This window comes from Pseudomonas sp. FW305-96, from assembly GCF_058783825.1.
Map to the genome: position 1 here is coordinate 16097 of NZ_JBYSYW010000037.1, position 16944 is coordinate 33040.

The window sequence follows — 16944 nt, forward strand, 5'->3', positions numbered from 1 at the left end:
CCCCGGCAAGCCTCGGGCGGGCATCGGTGACATGATTTGTTGCCGATGACCGGGCGAGGAGGGCCGGGGCCTCGTCTTGACTGGGTGCAAGATCCTCTTTAGACTTTTGTACCCTTAAATTTGGTGAGGCTCCGTCTCGCCAATTTTTGGCTTTCTTGCAAGACAATAGAGTCGCAAGACAATCAGTGGAGCTAGTAGATGGCAACTATCAACCAGCTGGTACGTCAGCCGCGTAAGCGTTCGGTCGAGAAGTCCGACGTTCCTGCGCTGCAGAACTGCCCGCAACGTCGTGGCGTGTGCACCCGCGTGTACACCACCACGCCGAAAAAACCTAACTCGGCACTGCGTAAAGTATGCCGTGTGCGTCTGACCAACGGTTTCGAGGTTTCCTCGTACATCGGTGGTGAAGGCCACAACCTGCAAGAGCACAGCGTCGTCCTGATCCGTGGCGGCCGTGTAAAAGACTTGCCAGGTGTTCGTTACCACACCGTTCGCGGCTCTCTGGATACTTCGGGCGTCAAAGGCCGTAACCAGGGTCGTTCGAAGTACGGTACCAAGCGTCCGAAGTAATCGGCCGTTTGCACATATCCATTTTTTTGAGTCGATAAGAGTAAGGTCGGGCAGGGGTCGAAGACCCACGTCCCGGGCTAACCTGAAGACCGTTTGAGGGCTTATCATGCCAAGACGTCGTGTAGCAGCAAAACGTGAGATCCTGGACGATCCGAAGTACGGATCCCAGATCCTCGCCAAGTTCATGAACCACGTGATGGAAAGCGGCAAGAAGGCCGTGGCCGAGCGCATCGTTTACGGTGCCCTGGACGCAGTCAAAGCACGCAAGAACAGCGACCCCCTGGAAATCTTCGAGAAAGCTCTCGACGCCATCGCTCCGCTGGTCGAAGTAAAGTCCCGCCGTGTCGGCGGTGCCACTTACCAGGTCCCGGTTGAAGTTCGTCCGTCCCGTCGTAACGCTCTGGCAATGCGCTGGCTCGTAGACTACGCCCGCAAGCGCGGCGAGAAGTCGATGGCTCTGCGCCTGGCCGGTGAACTGCTGGATGCTGCCGAAGGCAAAGGTGCTGCAGTCAAGAAGCGTGAAGACGTTCACCGTATGGCTGAAGCCAACAAAGCGTTCTCGCACTACCGCTTCTAATTCAAGCATCAATTATTTTGCGAGGGCTTTATGGCTCGTACTACAGCAATTAACCGCTACCGTAACATCGGTATCTGCGCGCACGTTGACGCGGGCAAGACTACCACTACCGAGCGGATCCTGTTCTACACAGGTCTGAGCCACAAGATGGGCGAGGTGCATGACGGCGCCGCGACCACCGACTGGATGGTGCAGGAGCAGGAGCGCGGTATCACCATTACCTCCGCTGCCGTTACCACCTTCTGGAAAGGTTCTGTCGGTCAGTACGACAACTACCGCGTAAACGTCATCGATACCCCCGGCCACGTTGACTTCACCATTGAAGTTGAGCGTTCGCTGCGCGTACTCGACGGCGCGGTCGTTGTGTTCTGCGGTACCTCCGGCGTTGAGCCGCAGTCCGAAACCGTATGGCGTCAAGCCAACAAGTACGGTGTTCCACGTGTTGTCTACGTGAACAAGATGGACCGTGCTGGTGCCAACTTCCTGCGCGTCGTAGGTCAGATCAAGAACCGTCTGGGCCACACCCCGGTTCCGGTTCAGCTGGCCATCGGTTCGGAAGATAACTTCCAGGGTCAGGTTGACCTGATCAAGATGAAGGCTATCTACTGGAACGACGACGACAAAGGCACCACCTACCGCGAGGAAGAAATTCCTGCGGACATGCTCGAGCTGGCCGAAGAATGGCGCGCGAACATGGTGGAAGCTGCTGCCGAAGCCAACGAAGAGCTGATGAACAAGTACCTTGAAGAAGGTGAGCTGACCGTCGAAGAGATCAAGGCAGGCCTGCGTGCGCGCACCCTGGCCAGCGAGATCGTTCCGGCCGTCTGCGGTTCGTCGTTCAAGAACAAGGGTGTTCCCCTGGTTCTCGACGCCGTCATCGACTACCTGCCTGCGCCGACCGAGATCCCTGCAATCCAGGGCATCAACCCGGACGACAAAGAGCTGGACAAAGAAGATCCGGCTGTTCGTAAGGACGAGCGTCACGCAGACGACGACGAGCCGTTCTCGGCTCTGGCGTTCAAGATCGCGACTGACCCGTTCGTGGGTACTCTGACCTTCGTTCGCGTCTACTCGGGCGTTCTGGCCTCCGGTGACTCGGTCATCAACTCGGTCAAAGGCAAGAAAGAGCGCGTTGGTCGTATGGTGCAGATGCACGCCAACCAGCGTGAAGAGATCAAGGAAGTACGCGCTGGCGACATCGCGGCCCTGATCGGCATGAAAGATGTGACCACCGGCGAAACCCTGTGCAACATCGAGAAGCCAATCATCCTTGAGCGTATGGACTTCCCTGAGCCGGTGATTTCGCTCTCCGTCGAGCCGAAAACCAAGGCTGACCAGGAGAAGATGGGTATCGCTCTGGGCAAGCTGGCCCAGGAAGACCCGTCGTTCCGCGTCAAGACCGACGAAGAAACCGGCCAGACCATCATCTCCGGTATGGGTGAGCTGCACCTGGACATCCTCGTTGACCGCATGAAGCGCGAATTCAACGTCGAAGCCAACATCGGTAAGCCTCAGGTTTCGTACCGTGAGAAGATCACCAAATCCGGCGTTGAGATCGAAGGCAAATTCGTTCGTCAGTCGGGTGGTCGTGGTCAGTTCGGTCACTGCTGGATCCGTTTCTCGGAGCCAGATCAGGACGACAAGGGCAACATCACCGAAGGTCTGGTGTTCTCCAACGAAGTCGTTGGCGGTGTGATTCCTAAGGAATTCATCGCTCCGATCCAGAAGGGTATCGAAGAGCAGATGAAAAACGGCGTTGTTGCCGGTTATCCTCTGATCGGCCTGAAGGCCACGGTATTCGACGGTTCGTACCACGACGTCGACTCCAACGAAATGGCGTTCAAAATCGCTGCTTCGATGGCAACCAAGCAACTGGCCCAGAAGGGCGGTGGCGTGGTTCTCGAGCCGATCATGAAGGTCGAAGTTGTAACCCCGGAAGACTACCTGGGTGACGTGATGGGTGACCTGAACCGTCGTCGTGGTCTGGTCCAGGGTATGGATGAGTCGGTCTCTGGCCGCGTCGTCCGCGCTGAGGTTCCGCTGGGAGAGATGTTCGGTTACGCAACCGACGTTCGTTCCATGTCTCAGGGTCGCGCAAGCTACTCCATGGAATTCTCGAAGTACGCTGAAGCTCCGTCGAACATCGTCGAAGCTCTCATTAAAAAACAAGGCTGATTCAGCCCCTTTAGGCTAGGAGTTCACTGTCGTGGCTAAAGAAAAATTTGATCGTTCCCTTCCGCACGTCAACGTTGGCACCATCGGTCACGTTGACCACGGTAAAACCACCCTGACCGCAGCTCTGACCCGCGTCTGCTCCGAAGTTTTCGGTTCGGCCGTCGTTGAGTTCGACAAGATCGACTCGGCTCCGGAAGAAAAAGCTCGCGGTATCACCATCAACACCGCGCACGTCGAGTACAACTCGAACATTCGTCACTACGCTCACGTTGACTGCCCAGGTCACGCTGACTACGTGAAGAACATGATCACCGGTGCTGCCCAGATGGACGGCGCGATCCTGGTTTGCTCGGCCGCCGATGGTCCGATGCCACAAACCCGTGAGCACATCCTGCTGTCCCGTCAGGTTGGCGTTCCGTACATCGTGGTCTTCCTGAACAAGGCTGACCTGGTAGACGACGCTGAGCTGCTGGAACTGGTCGAGATGGAAGTTCGCGACCTGCTGTCCACCTACGACTTCCCAGGCGACGACACCCCGATCATCATCGGTTCGGCTCGTATGGCGCTGGAAGGCAAAGACGACAACGAAATGGGCACTACCGCTGTCAAGAAGCTGGTAGAAACTCTGGATGCCTACATCCCTGAGCCAGTTCGTGCCATCGACCAGCCGTTCCTGATGCCAATCGAAGACGTATTCTCGATCTCGGGTCGTGGTACCGTTGTTACCGGTCGTATCGAGCGTGGTATCGTCCGCGTTCAGGACGCCCTGGAAATCGTTGGTCTGCGTGACACCACCACCACCACCTGCACCGGTGTTGAGATGTTCCGCAAGCTGCTGGACGAAGGTCGTGCTGGCGAGAACTGCGGCGTTCTGCTGCGTGGTACCAAGCGTGACGACGTTGAGCGTGGTCAGGTTCTGGTCAAGCCAGGTTCGGTCAAGCCGCACACCAAGTTCACCGCAGAAGTCTACGTCCTGTCGAAGGAAGAAGGCGGTCGTCACACTCCGTTCTTCAAAGGCTACCGTCCTCAGTTCTACTTCCGTACCACTGACGTGACCGGTAACTGCGAACTGCCGGAAGGCGTTGAAATGGTAATGCCAGGTGACAACATCCAGATGACTGTCACCCTGATCAAGACCATCGCAATGGAAGACGGTCTGCGTTTCGCCATCCGTGAAGGCGGTCGTACCGTCGGCGCCGGCGTCGTAGCCAAAATCATCGAGTAATCACTCGACCGATTGAAAAAGCCCCCGCTCAGCGGGGGCTTTTTTTATTGGGTTGACACTAAATTGGGGCGTCTATAGAATCACGCCTCCTTTTAGCGGGCGTAGTGCGTCCGTTGGGAACAGCCTGGAGTCTGAAATCCAATGCAAAATCAGCAAATCCGTATCAGGTTGAAGGCTTTCGACCATCGCCTGATCGACCAATCCACCCAGGAAATCGTGGAAACCGCGAAACGTACTGGGGCACAAGTGCGTGGTCCAATTCCACTGCCTACCCGCAAAGAGCGTTTCACCGTTCTGGTCTCCCCGCACGTCAACAAAGACGCGCGTGACCAGTACGAGATTCGCACTCATAAGCGTGTTCTGGACATCGTCCAGCCAACGGATAAAACCGTTGACGCGCTGATGAAGCTCGATCTGGCGGCCGGCGTGGAAGTACAGATCAGCCTCGGCTAAGACTTCGGTCTGGTCGTGTAACGCTCTGAAATGGGCGGCCATAGCGGGTGAAAGCCCCGTACACTCATGAGGTTTACAACATGACTATTGGTGTAGTCGGTCGGAAAGCGGGCATGACCCGTATTTTCACCGAAGAAGGTGTCTCCATTCCGGTCACGGTCATTGAGATCGAGCCGAATCGCGTCACCCAGTTCAAAACCGAAGAAACTGATGGCTACCGTGCAGTGCAAGTCACTGTCGGCGAGCGTCGTGCTTCGCGTGTGACCGCCGCTCAGGCAGGCCACTTTGCCAAGGCCAACGTTGCCGCTGGTCGCGGTGTCTGGGAGTTCCGTCTTGAAGAAGGCGATTTCCAGGCTGGCGATCTGATCAAAGCTGAACTCTTCACTGCAGGCCAGCTGGTAGACGTAACCGGTCAGTCCAAAGGTAAAGGCTTCGCCGGTACCATCAAGCGCTGGAACTTCCGTGGTCAAGATAACACCCACGGTAACTCCGTATCGCACCGTGTCCCTGGCTCCATCGGCCAGTGCCAGACTCCTGGTCGTGTATTCAAGGGCAAGAAAATGTCCGGTCACATGGGCGCTGAGCGCGTGACTGTGCAGTCCCTGGAAGTAGTACGCGTAGACGCTGAACGCAACCTGCTGCTGATCAAGGGTGCCGTTCCAGGCGCTACTGGCGGCGACGTGGTTGTGCGTCCAGCTGTCAAGGCTCGCGGGTAAGGGGAAACTGACATGCAACTTAATGTAAATGACGCTCAGGCGATCGAAGTTTCCGAACTGACTTTCGGTGGCGAATTCAACGAGACGCTGGTACACCAAGCAGTCGTGGCCTACATGGCCGGCGGCCGTCAGGGCACCAAGCAGCAGAAGACCCGTTCTGACGTGGCCGGTGGCGGTAAGCGCCCATGGCGTCAGAAAGGTACTGGCCGTGCTCGTGCCGGTACTACCCGTGGTCCGATCTGGCGTGGCGGTGGTGTAACCTTCGCAGCTCGTCCTCAAGATCACTCGCAGAAGCTCAACAAGAAGATGTACCGCGCAGCCCTGCGCTCCATCCTCGCCGAGCTGGTGCGTAGCGACCGTCTGGTCGTGGTTCAGGACTTCGCTGTTGAAGCACCGAAAACCAAAGATCTGCTGAACAAGCTGAACGGCATGGGTCTGAGCGACGTACTGATCGTTTCGGACGCTGTTGATCAGAACCTGTACCTGGCTGCTCGTAACCTGCCGCACGTCGACGTACGTGACGTTCAAGGTTCCGACCCGGTCAGTCTGATCGCATACGAGAAAGTGTTGATCACTGTCTCGGCCGTGAAGAAATTCGAGGAGCTGCTGGGATGAACCAGGAACGCGTATTCAAAGTCCTCCTTGGCCCGCACGTTTCCGAGAAGGCTACCGTTCTGGCTGAGAAAAAAGGCCAGTTCGTATTCAAGGTTGCTACCGATGCAACCAAGCTGGAAATCAAGAAAGCTGTCGAAGGCCTGTTCAACGTAAAAGTTGAAAACGTGTCGACCGTTAACGTTCTGGGTAAAACCAAGCGTACCGCACGTGGTCTGGGCAAGCGTAATGACTGGAAGAAGGCGATCGTCTCCCTTCAGCCAGGCCAAGATCTCGATTTCAGCAGCAGTGCTGAGTAAGGAAGGGGTGCATCATGGCAATCGTTAAATGCAAACCGACTTCCCCTGGCCGCCGTTTCGTGGTCAAGGTGGTCAACAAGGAGCTGCACAAAGGCGCTCCTCACGCACCGCTGATCGAGAAGAAATCGAAGTCTGGTGGTCGTAACAACAATGGCCGCATCACCACGCGTCACGTGGGTGGTGGTCATAAGCAGCACTACCGTCTGGTCGACTTCCGTCGCAACGACAAAGATGGCATCCCAGCCACTGTCGAGCGTATCGAATACGATCCAAACCGTACTGCTCACATCGCCCTGCTGTGCTACGCAGACGGTGAGCGTCGCTACATCATCGCCCCTAAAGGCGTGAGTGCTGGCGACCAGCTGATCGCAGGTGCCCTGGCCCCAATCAAGGCCGGTAACTCCCTGCAACTGCGCAACATTCCAGTAGGTAGCACCATTCACGGCATCGAACTGAAGCCGGGTAAAGGTGCTCAGATCGCTCGTTCCGCTGGTGCTTCGGCTCAGCTGATCGCTCGCGAAGGTGTCTACGTGACCCTGCGTCTGCGCTCTGGTGAAATGCGTAAAGTCCTGGCTGAGTGCCGTGCGACCCTGGGCGAAGTCTCGAACTCCGAGCACAGCCTGCGTTCGCTGGGTAAAGCTGGTGCCAAACGCTGGCGCGGCGTTCGCCCAACCGTTCGTGGTGTTGCCATGAACCCGGTTGACCACCCGCATGGTGGTGGTGAAGGTCGTACCTCCGGTGGTCGTCATCCGGTATCGCCATGGGGCTTCCCAACCAAGGGTGCCAAAACCCGTGGTAATAAGCGTACCGACAACATGATCGTCCGTCGTCGCAAGTAACTAGAGGGATACGACAGTGCCACGTTCTCTGAAAAAAGGTCCTTTTATCGATCTTCACCTGTTGAAGAAGGTCGAAGTGGCGGTGGAGAAGAACGATCGCAAGCCAGTTAAAACCTGGTCGCGCCGTTCGATGATCCTGCCACAAATGGTCGGTCTGACCATCGCGGTACACAACGGTCGCCAACACGTCCCAGTTCTCGTGAACGAAGACATGGTCGGCCACAAACTGGGCGAGTTCGCCGGTACCCGCACCTACCGCGGGCACGTGGCTGACAAGAAAGCCAAGCGTTAAGGGGTAAGGAAATGGAAGTAGCCGCTAAGTTGTCGGGCGCTCGCATCTCCGCCCAGAAAGCCCGCTTGGTCGCCGACCAGATCCGCGGGAAGAAGGTGGGCGAAGCGCTCAACCTGTTGGCCTTCAGCAGCAAAAAAGCCGCTGAAATCATGAAGAAAGTCCTCGAGTCGGCCGTTGCCAACGCCGAACACAACGAAGGCGCAGACGTTGATGACCTGAAGGTCTCCACCGTCTTCGTCAACGAAGGGCGTTCGCTGAAGCGCATCATGCCGCGTGCCAAAGGCCGCGCTGATCGCATCGTCAAGCGGTCTTGCCATATCACTGTCAAGGTTGCGGACAAGTAACGGAGTCGATCAGATGGGTCAGAAAGTACATCCCACTGGCATTCGCCTGGGAATCGTCAAGGAGCACACCTCCGTCTGGTACGCAGACGGCGCGACTTACGCAGATTACCTGCTCAAGGATCTGCAAACTCGCGAGTACCTCCAAGACAAACTAAAAAGCGCGTCCGTTAGCCGTATCGATATTCATCGTCCGGCTCAAACTGCACGCATCACCATCCACACCGCTCGTCCCGGTATCGTTATCGGCAAGAAAGGTGAAGATGTTGAGAAGCTGCGTCAGGACCTGACCAAGCAGATGGGTGTGCCTGTGCACATCAACATCGAAGAGATCCGCAAGCCGGAACTCGACGCCATGCTGGTTGCTCAGAGCGTAGCCCAGCAGCTGGAACGCCGCGTAATGTTCCGTCGCGCCATGAAGCGCGCCGTGCAGAACGCCATGCGTATTGGTGCCAAGGGCATCAAGATCCAGGTGAGCGGTCGTCTCGGCGGTGCCGAGATCGCACGTACCGAGTGGTATCGCGAAGGTCGTGTGCCCCTGCACACCCTGCGTGCCGATATCGACTACAACACCTACGAAGCTCACACCACCTACGGTGTGATCGGTGTGAAGGTTTGGATCTTCAAAGGCGAAGTTATTGGTGGTCGCCAGGAAGAGCTGAAGCCGCAAGCACCAGCGCCTCGTAAAAAAGCTGCTAAGTAAGGGGTACGCCAAATGTTGCAACCAAAGCGTACAAAATTCCGCAAGCAGATGACCGGCCACAACCGTGGTCTGGCACTGCGCGGTAGCAAGGTCAGCTTCGGCGAGTTCGCGCTGAAAGCTGTCGCCCGCGGTCGTCTCACCGCTCGCCAGATCGAGTCGGCACGTCGTGCCCTGACCCGTCACGTGAAACGTGGCGGCAAGATCTGGATCCGTGTGTTCCCGGACAAGCCGGTTACCAAGAAGCCTCTCGAAGTGCGGATGGGTAAAGGTAAGGGTTCCGTGGAATACTGGGTTGCCCAGATTCAGCCAGGCAAAGTCCTGTACGAGATCGAGGGTGTTTCTGAAGAGCTGGCGCGCGAAGCTTTCGCCCTGGCTGCTGCAAAGCTGCCACTCGCCACCTCCTTTGTTAAGCGGACGGTGATGTGATGAAAGCGAATGAACTTCGTGAAAAATCCGCACAGCAACTGAATGAGCAACTGCTCGGCTTGCTGCGCGACCAGTTCAATCTGCGCATGCAGAAAGCAACTGGCCAGTTGGGGCAGTCGCACCTGCTCTCGCAAGTTAAGCGTGACATCGCTCGCGTGAAAACTGTGCTCAACCAGCAGGCAGGTAAGTGATCATGGCTGAAGCTGAAAAAACCGTCCGTACGCTGACTGGCCGTGTCGTCAGCGACAAAATGGACAAGACCATCACCGTTCTGATCGAGCGTCGCGTAAAGCACCCGATCTACGGTAAATACGTTAAGCGTTCGACTAAGCTGCACGCGCACGACGAAGCCAACCAGTGCAAGATCGGCGACAAGGTTTCCATCCGTGAAACCCGTCCGCTGGCCAAGACCAAGTCCTGGGCACTGGTTGAAGTCCTCGAACGCGCTGTTGAAGTCTAAGGGCTAGGGGTCGGAGAAATTTTATGATTCAGACTCAATCCATGCTCGATGTGGCCGATAACAGCGGCGCTCGTCGCGTCATGTGCATCAAGGTGCTCGGCGGTTCCCACCGTCGTTACGCCGGTATCGGTGACATCATCAAAGTTACCGTCAAGGAAGCAATTCCTCGCGGTAAGGTCAAGAAAGGCCAGGTGATGACCGCTGTTGTCGTCCGTACCCGTCACGGTGTACGTCGCGCTGACGGTTCCATCATTCGTTTCGACGGCAACGCTGCTGTTCTGCTGAACACCAAGCAAGAGCCGATCGGTACTCGCATCTTCGGGCCAGTGACCCGTGAACTTCGTACCGAGAAGTTCATGAAGATCGTTTCGCTCGCCCCTGAAGTGCTCTAAGGAGATCCGACATGCAAAAGATTCGTCGTGACGACGAGATCATCGTGATCGCCGGCAAAGACAAGGGTAAGCGCGGTAAGGTGCTGAAGGTTCTGGCTGATGACCGTCTGGTCATCGGTGGCGTGAACCTGGTCAAGCGTCATACCAAGCCTAACCCGATGGCGGGCGTTCAGGGCGGTATCGTCGAAAAAGAAGCGCCACTGCACGCTTCCAACGTTGCCATCTTCAACAGCGAAACCAACAAGGCTGACCGCGTTGGCTTCAAAGTAGAAGAAGGCAAGAAAATTCGTGTCTTCAAGTCGACCCAAAAAGCGGTTGATGCTTGAACACTGCTAGGTAGAAGACCATGGCACGACTGAAAGAGATTTACCGGAACGAAATCGCTCCCAAGCTTAAGGAAGAACTTAAGCTGTCGAACGTGATGGAAGTTCCGCGCGTTACCAAAATCACCCTGAACATGGGTCTGGGCGAAGCGATCGGCGACAAGAAAGTCATCGAGCACGCTGTTGCCGACCTGGAAAAGATCACCGGTCAAAAGCCGGTCGTGACTTTCGCTCGTAAATCCATCGCGGGCTTCAAAGTCCGTGAAGGCTGGCCGATCGGCGTCAAGGTGACCCTGCGTAGCGACAAGATGTACGAATTCCTGGACCGCCTGCTGGCGATCTCCCTGCCTCGGGTTCGCGACTTCCGCGGCCTGAATGCCAAGTCCTTCGATGGTCGTGGCAACTACAGCATGGGCGTGAAAGAGCAGATCATCTTCCCGGAAATCGACTACGACAAGATCGATGCTCTGCGCGGTTTGGACATCACCCTGACCACCACTGCTCGTTCGGACGACGAAGGCCGCGCTCTGCTGCGTGCTTTCAAGTTCCCGTTCCGCAACTGATTGGAGTAGGAAAATGGCCAAGAAGAGCATGAAGAACCGCGAGCTGAAGCGTCAGCTCACGGTAGCCAAGTACGCCAAAAAGCGTGCCGAGCTGAAAGCGACCATCGTCAACCTGAACGCCTCTCCAGAAGAGCGTTTCGCTGCCGTTGTCGCCCTGCAGAAGCAACCACGTGACGCCAGTGCTTCGCGCATGCGTAACCGTTGCCGCATCACCGGTCGTCCGCACGGCGTGTACCGCAAGTTCGGCCTCGGCCGTAACAAGCTGCGCGAAGCCGCCATGCGTGGTGACGTGCCGGGTCTGGTCAAGGCCAGCTGGTAATCCCGGTTGGCGTGACCGCCGGTGGAAGGGGAGCGATCTTCCGACCGCCGGTGACCTCGCATTGAAACAAGCCCCTATATGGGGCTTGTTTCGTTTCTGCCTTGTGTCTAGAATGACCGGCTCACCTGAGCCCGGGTTTTTTGCCCTGCCTGTTCGGGTGGTTGTGATAGCCGCAAGGCTAATAATTCTTGTATCAGGAGCATCTAGCCCATGAGTATGCAGGACCCGTTAGCGGACATGCTAACTCGCATCCGTAATGCCCAGATGGCTGAAAAGTCTGTCGTAAGCATGCCTTCTTCTACCCTGAAGGTCGCGGTTGCCAAAGTACTGAAAGACGAAGGCTACATCGCTGGCTACGAAGTCAACGGCGAAGCCAAGCCTTCGCTGTCGATCGAACTGAAGTACTTCGAAGGCCGTCCGGTCATCGAGGAACTGAAGCGTACCAGCCGTCCTGGCCTGCGCCAGTACAAGGCCGTCACTGAGCTGCCGAAAGTACGTGGCGGCCTGGGCGTGTCTATCGTCTCCACCAACAAAGGTGTGATGACTGACCGCGCTGCGCGCGCTGCCGGTGTCGGCGGCGAAGTTCTGTGCACAGTGTTCTAAGGGGAGATAGGCATGTCTCGCGTCGCTAAGAACCCCGTTAAGCTGCCAGCAGGCGTCGAAGTCAAATTCGCCGGTCAGCAGCTTTCGGTGAAGGGTGCCAAGGGCACTCTCGAACTGAACGTTCACTCGTCTGTTGAAGTTACCGAAGAGTCTGGTGAGCTGCGTTTCGTCGCTCGCAACGGTGACCAGCAAGCTCGCGCCATGGCCGGTACCACCCGCGCCCTGGTGAACAACATGGTCCAAGGCGTAAGCCAAGGCTTCGAGCGCAAGCTCCAGCTGGTCGGTGTTGGTTACAAAGCTCAGGCCAAAGGCACCGTCCTGAACCTGGCTCTGGGCTTCTCGCACCCAGTGGATTACGAACTGCCAGCCGGTATCACCGCTGAAACCCCAAGCCAGACCGACATCCTGATCAAGGGTATCGACAAGCAGCTGGTGGGTCAGGTGGCCGCTGAAGTCCGCGGTTTCCGTCCGCCAGAGCCTTACAAGGGCAAGGGTGTGCGTTACGCGGACGAAGTAGTCCGTCGTAAAGAAGCCAAGAAGAAGTAGGGCCTAGCAAATGACCGACAAAAAAGTTATTCGACTGCGTCGCGCTCGCAAAGCACGCCTGAAAATGCACGAGCTCGAAGCCGTGCGTCTGTGCGTGTTCCGCTCCTCGCAGCACATCTATGCCCAGGTCATTTCGGCCGACGGCAGCAAGGTTCTGGCAAGCGCCTCTACCTTGGACAAAGAACTGCGTGATGGCGCCACTGGCAACATCGACGCGGCCACTAAGGTTGGCAAGCTGGTAGCTGAGCGCGCGAAAGCCGCCGGTGTATCTCAAGTTGCCTTTGACCGTTCCGGCTTCAAGTACCATGGCCGCGTCAAAGCGCTGGCTGATGCTGCTCGTGAAGGCGGGCTGGAGTTCTAAGTTATGGCAAATAACGATCAAAAGCGCGACGAAGGCTACATCGAGAAGCTGGTTCAAGTTAACCGCGTAGCCAAAACCGTTAAAGGCGGCCGTATCTTCACCTTCACCGCGCTGACCGTGGTAGGTGATGGCAAGGGTCGTGTTGGCTTTGGCCGTGGCAAATCGCGCGAAGTACCTGCCGCGATCCAGAAAGCCATGGAAGCTGCTCGTCGCAACATGATTCAGGTTGACCTGAAGGGCACCACCCTGCAGTACGCCACCAAGGCCGCCCACGGCGCCTCGAAGGTCTACATGCAGCCTGCCTCGGAAGGTACCGGTATCATCGCCGGCGGCGCAATGCGTGCCGTCCTGGAAGTTGCTGGTGTTCAGAACGTCCTGGCCAAGTGCTACGGTTCGACCAACCCGGTGAACGTGGTTCACGCCACCTTCAAGGGTCTGAAAGCCATGCAATCCCCTGAGTCCATTGCTGCCAAGCGCGGCAAGACTGTTGAGGAGATCCGCTGATCATGGCAACCGTCAAAGTTACGCTGATCAAGAGCGTCTCGGGCCGCATCCCTAACCACAAGCTGTGCGTGAAGGGTCTGGGTCTGCGTCGTATCGGTCACACTGTAGAAGTCCAGGATACTCCCGAGAATCGCGGGATGATCAACAAGGCTTACTACATGCTGAAGGTCGAGGGTTAATCAATGAAACTCAATGATCTGAGTCCAGCGCCGGGTTCCCGTCGCGAGAAGCACCGTCCGGGCCGTGGTATCGGTAGCGGTCTGGGCAAGACTGGTGGCCGTGGTCACAAAGGTCAGACTTCCCGTTCCGGTGGCTCCATCGCTCCAGGCTTCGAAGGCGGTCAACAGCCGCTGCACCGTCGCCTGCCGAAGTTCGGCTTCGTTTCCCTGAAAGCCATGGACCGCGCCGAAGTGCGTCTGTCCGAGCTGGCCAAGGTGGAAGGCGATCTGATCACCGTTCAGTCCCTGAAGGACGCCAACGTGATCGGCCAGCACGTACAGCGTGTGAAAATCATGCTGTCGGGCGAAGTCACTCGCGCAGTCACCCTCAAGGGTATCGCCGTCACCAAAGGTGCACGTGCGGCTATCGAAGCAGCTGGCGGCAAGTTCGAGGAATAAATGGCTAAGCAAGGTGCTCTCTCTTCGCTCGGTAAGGGCGGGATGTCGGAACTCTGGGCTCGTCTGCGTTTTCTGTTCATGGCGATCATCGTCTATCGGATTGGCGCGCACATCCCGGTACCAGGCATTAACCCGGACCGTCTTGCGGATCTGTTCCGGCAGAATGAGGGGACCATTCTTAGCTTGTTCAACATGTTTTCCGGCGGCGCGCTGGAGCGCATGAGCATCTTTGCACTGGGGATCATGCCGTACATCTCGGCATCGATCATCATGCAGCTCATGACCGCGGTCAGCCCGCAGCTGGAGCAGTTGAAGAAGGAAGGTGAAGCTGGCCGTCGCAAGATCAGCCAGTACACCCGCTACGGCACCGTTATCCTGGCGCTGGTTCAAGCCATTGGCATGTCCATTGGCCTGGCCAACCAGGGCGTGGCGTTTTCTGTTGGCCTCGGCTTCCATGTCGTCGCCGTCTCCACCTTCGTGGCGGGCGCGATGTTCATGATGTGGCTGGGTGAGCAGATCACCGAGCGCGGTGTGGGCAACGGTATCTCGATGTTGATCTTCGCAGGTATCGTTGCCGGTCTTCCGAGAGCAATCGGGCAGTCTTTCGAGTCTGCACGCACAGGCGATATCAACATCTTCGCCCTGGTCGCAATCGGTTTGCTGGCAGTAGCGATTATCGGCTTCGTGGTGTTCATCGAGCGTGGTCAGCGTCGTATCGCCGTTCACTACGCCAAGCGTCAGCAGGGCCGCAAGGTCTTCGCTGCGCAGACCAGCCACTTGCCGCTGAAAGTGAACATGGCAGGCGTAATTCCGGCCATTTTCGCGAGCAGCATCTTGCTGTTCCCGGCTTCGCTGGGTGCCTGGTTCGGTCAGTCTGAAGGTATGGGCTGGCTGCAGGACATCTCGCAGTCGATCGCTCCTGGTCAGCCGTTGAACATTCTGCTGTTTAGTGCAGGGATCATTTTCTTCTGCTTCTTCTACACAGCGTTGATGTTCAACCCGAAAGACGTAGCGGAAAACCTGAAGAAGTCCGGTGCCTTTATTCCGGGTATCCGTCCTGGTGAGCAGTCGGCGCGCTACATTGATGGCGTTCTGACTCGTTTGACCATGTTCGGTGCTCTTTACATGATGGCCGTGTGCCTTCTGCCCCAGTTCCTGGTGGTAGCAGCAAACGTGCCGTTCTACCTTGGCGGGACCTCGTTGCTGATTGTGGTAGTGGTTGTGATGGACTTCATGTCCCAAGTACAATCGCACCTCGTTTCGCACCAGTACGAATCCCTGATGAAGAAAGCCAACCTGAAAGGCTACGGCGGCAGCGGTCTGCTGCGCTGATTTAGCCCCTTAAGGTTCGAGGAGTCGGTAATGAAAGTTCGTGCATCGGTGAAAAAGCTGTGCCGCAACTGCAAGATCATTCGTCGCGAAGGTATCGTGCGCGTGATCTGCAGCGCGGAACCGCGTCACAAGCAGCGCCAAGGCTGAGTGTGATCCGCGCTTCAAACCCAGCAGCTAGTGTGCTGCTGGGTTGATTATTCGTTTCTACAGCGATATTATCTCGCGCCCTATTTCTTGGCTTCCGGGGCGTAGGTAGCTGTCAATTGGAGTCCCACTGAATGGCCCGTATTGCAGGCGTCAACATTCCAGATAACAAGCATACTGTTATCTCGCTGACCTACATCTATGGTGTCGGTCGCACAACTGCACAGAAGATCTGTGCGGATGCTGGTGTAAACCCAGCCGCTAAGATCAAGGATCTGAGCGACGAGCAAATCGAAACCCTGCGTGGCGAAGTCGCGAAGTTCACCACCGAAGGTGACCTGCGCCGTGACATCAACATGAAGATCAAGCGCTTGATGGACCTGGGTTGCTACCGCGGCCTGCGTCATCGTAAAGGTCTGCCGGTTCGCGGTCAGCGCACCAAGACCAACGCACGCACCCGTAAGGGCCCGCGTAAGCCGATCCGCAAGTAATCGCCCAGGAATATAGACATGGCAAAACCTGCTGCTCGTCCTCGTAAAAAAATCAAAAAGACAGTGGTTGATGGCATCGCCCACATCCATGCGTCTTTCAACAACACCATCGTGACCATCACCGACCGTCAGGGCAACGCACTGTCCTGGGCTACTTCCGGTGGTTCGGGTTTCCGTGGTTCGCGCAAATCCACCCCGTTCGCAGCACAGATCGCTGCTGAGCGTGCTGGTCAAGCTGCGCTGGAATACGGTCTGAAGAACCTCGACGTGAACGTCAAGGGTCCAGGTCCAGGTCGTGAGTCCGCCGTTCGTGCACTGAACAGCTGCGGCTACAAGATCGCCAGCATCACCGACGTGACGCCAATCCCGCATAACGGGTGCCGTCCGCCGAAGAAGCGTCGCGTGTAATCAGGAGACAGATAAATGGCACGTTACATTGGTCCAAAATGCAAACTGTCTCGCCGTGAAGGCACTGACCTGTTCCTGAAGAGCGGCGTTCGCGCTCTGGAATCGAAGTGCAACATCGAAGCAGCCCCAGGTATCCACGGCCAGCGCCGTGGCCGTCAGTCCGACTACGGTACCCAGCTGCGCGAGAAACAAAAAGTCCGTCGTATCTACGGTGTTCTGGAGCGTCAGTTCCGCGGTTACTACCAAGCTGCTGCCTCGAAAAAAGGCGCAACCGGTGAGAACCTGCTGCAACTGCTCGAGTGCCGTCTGGATAACGTCGTTTACCGTATGGGCTTCGGCTCGACTCGTTCCGAGTCCCGTCAGCTGGTTTCGCACAAAGCGATCAGCGTCAACGGTAAGACTGTAAACATTCCATCCTACCAAGTTCGTCCGGGTGACGTGGTCTCGGTTCGCGAGAAGTCGCTGAACCAGCTGCGCATTGTTCAAGCCCTTGAACTGTGCGCCCAGCGTGGCCGCGTTGAGTGGGTTGATGTGGATGCTGCTAAAAAGTCGGGCGTTTTCAAGAACGTTCCTGCTCGCAGCGACCTGTCCGCCGACATCAACGAAAACCTGATTGTCGAGCTCTACTCCAAGTAAGGGCTAGAAAATAGGTG

30 protein-coding genes are annotated in these 16944 nt (G+C 56.9%); all 30 read left to right on the forward strand.

All coding sequences use genetic code 11. The features are described from left to right. The first annotated feature begins 198 nt into the window (after positions 1-198). The 30 genes from rpsL to rpsD all read left to right on the forward strand — a co-directional run bounded on the left by rpsL (position 199) and on the right by rpsD (position 16927). Positions 199-570 (forward strand): 30S ribosomal protein S12, encoded by a 372-nt coding sequence (gene rpsL / locus AC3WL2_RS22185; protein WP_003255492.1) that lies wholly within the window; start codon positions 199-201, stop codon positions 568-570. A gap of 106 nt (positions 571-676) precedes the next feature. Continuing rightward, positions 677-1147, forward strand: coding sequence for a 30S ribosomal protein S7 (gene rpsG, locus AC3WL2_RS22190; RefSeq protein WP_023628750.1), 471 nt, complete (start codon positions 677-679; stop codon positions 1145-1147). A 30-nt stretch (positions 1148-1177) separates the two neighbouring features. Continuing rightward, a complete protein-coding gene (gene fusA / locus AC3WL2_RS22195) occupies positions 1178-3322 on the forward strand; it encodes an elongation factor G (protein WP_102684364.1) in 2145 nt (714 codons plus the stop codon). Positions 3323-3353: 31 nt separating this feature from the next. Continuing rightward, the gene (tuf, locus tag AC3WL2_RS22200; protein WP_038707241.1) at positions 3354-4547 is read left to right on the forward strand and encodes an elongation factor Tu; all 1194 of its coding nucleotides are present in this window, start codon (positions 3354-3356) and stop codon (positions 4545-4547) included. A 141-nt stretch (positions 4548-4688) separates the two neighbouring features. Continuing rightward, positions 4689-5000, forward strand: coding sequence for a 30S ribosomal protein S10 (gene rpsJ / locus AC3WL2_RS22205; RefSeq protein WP_003186070.1), 312 nt, complete (start codon positions 4689-4691; stop codon positions 4998-5000). Positions 5001-5080: 80 nt separating this feature from the next. Then, positions 5081-5716 carry a 50S ribosomal protein L3 gene (gene rplC / locus AC3WL2_RS22210; RefSeq protein ID WP_011531887.1) on the forward strand — a complete coding sequence of 212 codons (636 nt, stop codon included), beginning with the start codon at positions 5081-5083 and terminating at the stop codon, positions 5714-5716. A gap of 12 nt (positions 5717-5728) precedes the next feature. Next, a complete protein-coding gene (rplD, locus tag AC3WL2_RS22215) occupies positions 5729-6331 on the forward strand; it encodes a 50S ribosomal protein L4 (protein ID WP_003255485.1) in 603 nt (200 codons plus the stop codon). Then, entirely contained in the window at positions 6328-6627 is a 300-nt protein-coding gene (rplW, locus tag AC3WL2_RS22220) for a 50S ribosomal protein L23 (protein ID WP_003255484.1), read from the forward strand. Before rplD ends, rplW begins: the two co-directional genes overlap by 4 nt. A gap of 14 nt (positions 6628-6641) precedes the next feature. Further along, entirely contained in the window at positions 6642-7466 is an 825-nt protein-coding gene (gene rplB / locus AC3WL2_RS22225) for a 50S ribosomal protein L2 (RefSeq protein WP_003255483.1), read from the forward strand. Between the two features lie 16 nt (positions 7467-7482). Beyond that, positions 7483-7758, forward strand: a complete 276-nt coding sequence (rpsS, locus tag AC3WL2_RS22230; RefSeq protein WP_003255482.1) for a 30S ribosomal protein S19 — start codon at positions 7483-7485, stop codon at positions 7756-7758. Between the two features lie 11 nt (positions 7759-7769). Beyond that, positions 7770-8102 carry a 50S ribosomal protein L22 gene (gene rplV / locus AC3WL2_RS22235; RefSeq protein ID WP_003103908.1) on the forward strand — a complete coding sequence of 111 codons (333 nt, stop codon included), beginning with the start codon at positions 7770-7772 and terminating at the stop codon, positions 8100-8102. 13 nt (positions 8103-8115) lie between these two features. Next, a complete protein-coding gene (gene rpsC / locus AC3WL2_RS22240; RefSeq protein ID WP_011531889.1) occupies positions 8116-8802 on the forward strand; it encodes a 30S ribosomal protein S3 in 687 nt (228 codons plus the stop codon). Between the two features lie 12 nt (positions 8803-8814). Then, the gene (gene rplP / locus AC3WL2_RS22245; RefSeq protein WP_009397508.1) at positions 8815-9228 is read left to right on the forward strand and encodes a 50S ribosomal protein L16; all 414 of its coding nucleotides are present in this window, start codon (positions 8815-8817) and stop codon (positions 9226-9228) included. Next, positions 9228-9419 (forward strand): 50S ribosomal protein L29, encoded by a 192-nt coding sequence (gene rpmC, locus AC3WL2_RS22250; protein ID WP_002555481.1) that lies wholly within the window; start codon positions 9228-9230, stop codon positions 9417-9419. The genes rplP and rpmC overlap by 1 nt, the downstream gene beginning before the upstream one ends. A gap of 2 nt (positions 9420-9421) precedes the next feature. Further along, entirely contained in the window at positions 9422-9688 is a 267-nt protein-coding gene (gene rpsQ, locus AC3WL2_RS22255; RefSeq protein WP_003255478.1) for a 30S ribosomal protein S17, read from the forward strand. A 23-nt stretch (positions 9689-9711) separates the two neighbouring features. Beyond that, positions 9712-10080 carry a 50S ribosomal protein L14 gene (gene rplN / locus AC3WL2_RS22260; protein WP_008089810.1) on the forward strand — a complete coding sequence of 123 codons (369 nt, stop codon included), beginning with the start codon at positions 9712-9714 and terminating at the stop codon, positions 10078-10080. Positions 10081-10091: 11 nt separating this feature from the next. Then, positions 10092-10406, forward strand: coding sequence for a 50S ribosomal protein L24 (gene rplX / locus AC3WL2_RS22265; protein ID WP_023629180.1), 315 nt, complete (start codon positions 10092-10094; stop codon positions 10404-10406). Between the two features lie 20 nt (positions 10407-10426). Then, positions 10427-10966, forward strand: coding sequence for a 50S ribosomal protein L5 (rplE, locus tag AC3WL2_RS22270; RefSeq protein WP_003255474.1), 540 nt, complete (start codon positions 10427-10429; stop codon positions 10964-10966). Positions 10967-10979: 13 nt separating this feature from the next. Continuing rightward, the gene (gene rpsN / locus AC3WL2_RS22275; protein WP_023629181.1) at positions 10980-11285 is read left to right on the forward strand and encodes a 30S ribosomal protein S14; all 306 of its coding nucleotides are present in this window, start codon (positions 10980-10982) and stop codon (positions 11283-11285) included. A gap of 210 nt (positions 11286-11495) precedes the next feature. Continuing rightward, on the forward strand, positions 11496-11888 hold the full coding sequence (gene rpsH, locus AC3WL2_RS22280; RefSeq protein ID WP_046857345.1) for a 30S ribosomal protein S8: 393 nt from the start codon (positions 11496-11498) through the stop codon (positions 11886-11888). Positions 11889-11900: 12 nt separating this feature from the next. Then, positions 11901-12434 (forward strand): 50S ribosomal protein L6, encoded by a 534-nt coding sequence (rplF, locus tag AC3WL2_RS22285; protein WP_046857344.1) that lies wholly within the window; start codon positions 11901-11903, stop codon positions 12432-12434. Positions 12435-12444: 10 nt separating this feature from the next. Continuing rightward, positions 12445-12795 carry a 50S ribosomal protein L18 gene (rplR, locus tag AC3WL2_RS22290; RefSeq protein WP_023629183.1) on the forward strand — a complete coding sequence of 117 codons (351 nt, stop codon included), beginning with the start codon at positions 12445-12447 and terminating at the stop codon, positions 12793-12795. A 3-nt stretch (positions 12796-12798) separates the two neighbouring features. After that, positions 12799-13299 carry a 30S ribosomal protein S5 gene (gene rpsE / locus AC3WL2_RS22295; protein ID WP_046857343.1) on the forward strand — a complete coding sequence of 167 codons (501 nt, stop codon included), beginning with the start codon at positions 12799-12801 and terminating at the stop codon, positions 13297-13299. Between the two features lie 2 nt (positions 13300-13301). Then, positions 13302-13478, forward strand: a complete 177-nt coding sequence (rpmD, locus tag AC3WL2_RS22300) for a 50S ribosomal protein L30 (RefSeq protein ID WP_011531895.1) — start codon at positions 13302-13304, stop codon at positions 13476-13478. A 3-nt stretch (positions 13479-13481) separates the two neighbouring features. Beyond that, a complete protein-coding gene (gene rplO / locus AC3WL2_RS22305; protein WP_011531896.1) occupies positions 13482-13916 on the forward strand; it encodes a 50S ribosomal protein L15 in 435 nt (144 codons plus the stop codon). Then, entirely contained in the window at positions 13917-15248 is a 1332-nt protein-coding gene (secY, locus tag AC3WL2_RS22310; protein WP_003257108.1) for a preprotein translocase subunit SecY, read from the forward strand. It abuts the gene before it with no gap. Positions 15249-15278: 30 nt separating this feature from the next. After that, positions 15279-15395, forward strand: a complete 117-nt coding sequence (gene rpmJ, locus AC3WL2_RS22315) for a 50S ribosomal protein L36 (RefSeq protein WP_011531897.1) — start codon at positions 15279-15281, stop codon at positions 15393-15395. A gap of 131 nt (positions 15396-15526) precedes the next feature. Continuing rightward, positions 15527-15883, forward strand: coding sequence for a 30S ribosomal protein S13 (gene rpsM, locus AC3WL2_RS22320; RefSeq protein WP_003255457.1), 357 nt, complete (start codon positions 15527-15529; stop codon positions 15881-15883). Between the two features lie 18 nt (positions 15884-15901). Beyond that, positions 15902-16291 carry a 30S ribosomal protein S11 gene (gene rpsK / locus AC3WL2_RS22325; protein ID WP_012270237.1) on the forward strand — a complete coding sequence of 130 codons (390 nt, stop codon included), beginning with the start codon at positions 15902-15904 and terminating at the stop codon, positions 16289-16291. Between the two features lie 15 nt (positions 16292-16306). Next, a complete protein-coding gene (rpsD, locus tag AC3WL2_RS22330; RefSeq protein ID WP_023629185.1) occupies positions 16307-16927 on the forward strand; it encodes a 30S ribosomal protein S4 in 621 nt (206 codons plus the stop codon). The last annotated feature ends 17 nt before the right edge of the window (positions 16928-16944 follow it).